At 69.7% G+C, this 4,028-nt stretch carries 2 protein-coding genes and 1 pseudogene; all 3 read left to right on the top strand.

Features of this window, described 5'->3' with window-relative positions; all coding sequences use genetic code 11:
- Nucleotides 1–82: 82 nt before the first annotated feature.
- The 3 genes and pseudogenes from Q7W02_21655 to Q7W02_21645 all read left to right on the top strand — a co-directional run bounded on the left by Q7W02_21655 (nt 83) and on the right by Q7W02_21645 (nt 3,659).
- A complete protein-coding gene (locus Q7W02_21655; protein MDO8478753.1) occupies nt 83–1,174 on the top strand; it encodes a site-specific integrase in 1,092 nt (363 codons plus the stop codon).
- Entirely contained in the window at nt 1,171–3,468 is a 2,298-nt protein-coding gene (locus tag Q7W02_21650) for a tyrosine-type recombinase/integrase (protein MDO8478752.1), read from the top strand. The genes Q7W02_21655 and Q7W02_21650 overlap by 4 nt, the downstream gene beginning before the upstream one ends.
- Before the next feature lie 17 nt (nt 3,469–3,485).
- A pseudogene (locus Q7W02_21645) lies at nt 3,486–3,659 on the top strand (ATP-binding protein).
- Nucleotides 3,660–4,028 lie beyond the last annotated feature (369 nt).

Raw genomic sequence — 4,028 nt, 5'->3', positions numbered from 1 at the left:
TGATCTAAGTTATGAGGAATATGCCGCCCTTCCCACTACGGTGGTGCGTAGCGGCAGCACCACACACCACCGGGGAGGGGACATGGACAAAGGGGCGTGGGCGCGAACAGGTGAGCAGGGAGTACCCGTCACAGCAAGTCGCTGGCCGTCGCTGGCGCACTGTCCGGAGGCGCTGCAATGGCTGCGGGTCCAAGCCGATCTTGGGCTCGCGCCGCGGACGCTCGAGGCGTATAGCCGGGGCCTCGCGGATTACCTCGCGGTCTGCGCGCGTGAGGCAATCGATCCGCTGAGCGCTGGCCGCGCCGAGGTGGCGCGCTATGTCCGCGATCTGGTACGTCGACCGAATCGGCGCGGGGCGACGGTCGTGTCCATCGACTCTGGAGCCGGCCTGGCCAATGCCACCCTGCAGCAACGCCTCGTCGTCGTCCGGCTGTTCTACGACCACCTGATCGAGGAGGGGCGACGGACCACGAATCCCGTCGGCCGTGGCCGGTACACGCCGGGGCGCGCGTTCGGCGGTCACCGCGAGCGTGGCCTGGTCCCGCGCTTCACCAAGCTGCCATGGATTCCCACCGATGCGGAGTGGCAGCAGCTTCTCCTCACGGCACGTCGGGAGCCGCTGCGGACCCGCCTGATGCTCGCGCTGGCCTACGACGCCGGCTTGCGACGGGAGGAACTGTGCAGCCTCCGCACGGATGACCTGGATCCGGCGTATCGCACCCTGCGGGTGCGGGCCGAGACGACGAAAACGCGCCGGGCGCGCGTGGTGCCGTACTCGGAGGCCACCGGGGTCCTGCTGCAGCAGTACTTGGCAAGGCGACGCGAACTCAGCGCCGCCCGAGGGCTGCTCTTTCTCTCTGAGTCGCGCCGGAATCGCGCCCAGCCGATTACGCTGTGGACGTGGTCCAAGGTCGTCCGTGCGCTCGCGCTGCGCGCCGGCGTCCCCCGCTTCAGCACCCACACGCTCCGTCATCTCTGTCTGACGGATCTCGCGCGGTCCGACTGGGAACTCCATGCCATCGCGGGCTTCGCCGGCCACCGGAACGTGGCGACGACCTTGCAGTACATCCACCTGTCGGGGCGCGATCTCGCGGCGAAACTCACCCGCAGCATGGGGCACGTGCACACCTGGCGGCGCGCCGCCCTGGCCGAGCTGATCGGGGGGCAGCCATGATGGCGGCGCCCGCGCTCACGCCCGAGCGCACCCGTGTGCCGACAGACGAGCCGCCGTGGCAGTGGCCGGTCGACGTGACGGTCTACGATCGCTCGCCGCAGCTCAGTGCACCGGAGGCTCGTGCGCTTGCGCTCATCGGGGAGGACGTGCGCGAATGGCGGCACCCCGAACGCCACCAACCCGCGTGGCACGCCCTAGACCGCCTGGTCCGTCCGCTCACCGATGTTCGTGCCGTCATGGCGAGTCAGAGCCGCCGGCAGCACGGCTGCGCGGATGCCGCCGTGGCGGCGATCCTGCGCCGGTGCGGGCACGAGGGGTCGGCGTACTGGGGGTGGTCAGCCACGACCTGGGTGCACATCCTCGGCGCCACCCAGCGCGCGTTCAGCGCGGTCCATCCCGCCTGGGTGGATCGGCAGGTGCGCCACTACCTGATTGCACTCCCCTATCTGCTCGGGTGCTTCACCGACCTGCGCCCCCTGGGCAACTACCAGCGCGCGACGCTCGCCGAAAAGGTGTTTGGCCAGGGGTGCGTGCGGGCCACCGTGGCGCGCGTCGCCGGAGTCCTCTGCGGGTGGGGCTATCAGAACGCCCAGACCGGCCGGGCCTTCCCCCGGGTCCTGTGTGAGACGCTCCTCCTGAACCGCAGCCCGCGGGTGCATGATTTGTCGCCCGCGCTCCTCGACGACCTTCGACGCACGGCCGGGGCGGAAAAACGCAGTCTGCTCTTTCAACTCCAACTCGCGCTCGCGACCCTGGGCGTGATGGACCCGCCCGCGGCCCCGGTGGTCCCACGCCCCGCCGTCGAGGGCGTGGCGGCGAGCTGGCAAAGCTGGGTGCACCGCTGGGAGACCACCTCCACGGTGGCCCCGACCACCCGGCGGCACGTGCGTCTCTGTCTGCTCAAAGCTGGTCGCTGGCTCGCCGCCGAGCATCTCGCGGTCGAGGAGCCCGCCGCTTGGACGCGCGAGCTGTGCGCGGCGTACGTCGCCGCCGTCGATCGGATGCGCGTCGGCGACTATGCGCAACGCTGCGACCCCATCCAGCACCTGGTCGGGACGCCGCTCTCGCCACGATCGAAAGAGGCGTACCTCGGCGCCCTGCGCCAGTTCTTTCGCGACGCGCAGGAGTGGGGGTGGATCCCGCGCCGCTTCGATCCGACCCGGGCCCTCGCCACCCCGCGCGCCGTCAAAGCGCTGATCGGCCCCGCCCCGCGCGTGATCGCCGACGACGTGTGGGCGAAGTTGCTCTGGGCTGGCCTCCATCTCGAGTCGGCCGATCTCGTGCCCAGCGCCCGAGGCGGCTACTGCTATCCCGTCGAGCTCGTGCGCGCTCTCGCGGTGACGTGGCTCTTCAGCGGCCTTCGCAGCGATGAAATCGCCCGGCTCCGCACGGGCTGTGTGCGCTGGCAATCATCCCCCGAGGCGCCCCAGGACGCCGTGTGTCTCCTCGACATCCCCGCCCACAAGACGGGAGCACCCTTCACCAAGCCGGTCGATCCGCTCGTGGGACGCGCGATCGAGGCGTGGGAGGCCGTCCGGCCCGTCCAGCCGCTGCGACTCGATCCGCGGACCAGCGAGCGTGTCTCGCTGCTGTTCTGCCTCCGGGCCAAGCGGGTCGCGCGCGAGTATCTCAACCACGCGCTCATCCCGGCCCTCTGCCGCAAGGCCGGCGTGCCGCGCGCCGACGCGCGCGGCCGCATCACGAGCCATCGGGCGCGCTCCACGATCGCGAGCCAACTCTATAACGCCAAGGAACCGATGACCCTCTTCGAACTGCAGGCCTGGCTCGGTCATCGCTCCCCGCAGTCGACCCAGCACTACACCCAGATCACGCCGACCCGCCTGGCGCAGGCCTACGCTGACGCCGGCTACTTCGCCCGCAACGTCCGGACCGTCGAGGTGCTGATCGACCGTGAGGCCGTCCGGAGCGGCGCGGCCGCGAGCGGCACGCCCTGGCAGTACTTCGACCTCGGGCATGGGTACTGCACGTACAACTTCTTCGAGCAGTGCCCGCACCGGATGGCCTGCGCCCGGTGCGACTTCTATGTGCCCAAGGTCTCCACCCGGGCCCAACTCCTCGAGGCCCAAGCCTCCCTGCAACGGATGCTGGTCGCGATTCCGCTTACCGTCGACGAGCGGGCGGCGGTCGACGACGGGGCCGAGGCCGTCGAGCGCCTCCTCGCCCGGCTGGCAGACACCCCGACGCCAGCCGGCCGCTCACCCCGCGAGATCCTGCCGCCGCCAGGCCCCCTCCTCCTCACCATCAAACCGCTCCGCCAAGCCGAAGGAGCTTGACACCGTGATTCCACAGAATCACGTCGAATCGCCCCGTGGAAGACTGGGGCAAGCTCCTCGGCGACACCGCCGCCGTCACGGCGCTGCTCGATCGGCTGCTCCATCATGCCCACGTCCTGACCTGCGGCCCCAGGAGCTGGCGCACGCGGCTGCAGGGCGACCCACGCGCGCCAGGAGCCGAGAGACCGTGAAACGGAGCCCCGCATTGGGCTCAGGAGCCACGATCTCGGAGGGGGCGCTATCTGGGTATCCCCCACACCGCGGTCGCCCGGCCATTACGGGCGCCTCTCACGCGGCTTGCTCTCCCGGCAAGAACGCGCTACAACACATCCGGCCTTGGGCGCCCGCTCCTATGGCCGGTTTTGACCTGTCCACGTATGGCCGGTTTTGAGGTGTCCACCGAGGGACTGAGAACGGTGTTATTGATCTTTCACTAAATAATGCATACGATTGGCCTGTGCTTCACTATGCTGGTCGGCATGAGACCTTTTGGCACTGCCGGGGAGTTGGAGAAGCGTCGACGCCGGGCGATCGCCCTACTGCAGGCGGGCAACCCATAT

Source organism: Candidatus Rokuibacteriota bacterium (genome assembly GCA_030647435.1).
GTDB lineage: Bacteria > Methylomirabilota > Methylomirabilia > Rokubacteriales > CSP1-6 > AR37.
The sequence above is the reverse complement of the archived record's forward strand: the minus strand, read 5'-3'. Positions and strand labels throughout refer to the sequence as shown.

Coding starts and splice junctions, on each gene's coding strand:
- Q7W02_21655 (MDO8478753.1), top strand. CDS start 83: ATGGACAAAGGGGCGTGGGCGCGAACAGGTGAGCAGGGAGTACCCGTC.
- Q7W02_21650 (MDO8478752.1), top strand. CDS start 1,171: ATGATGGCGGCGCCCGCGCTCACGCCCGAGCGCACCCGTGTGCCGACA.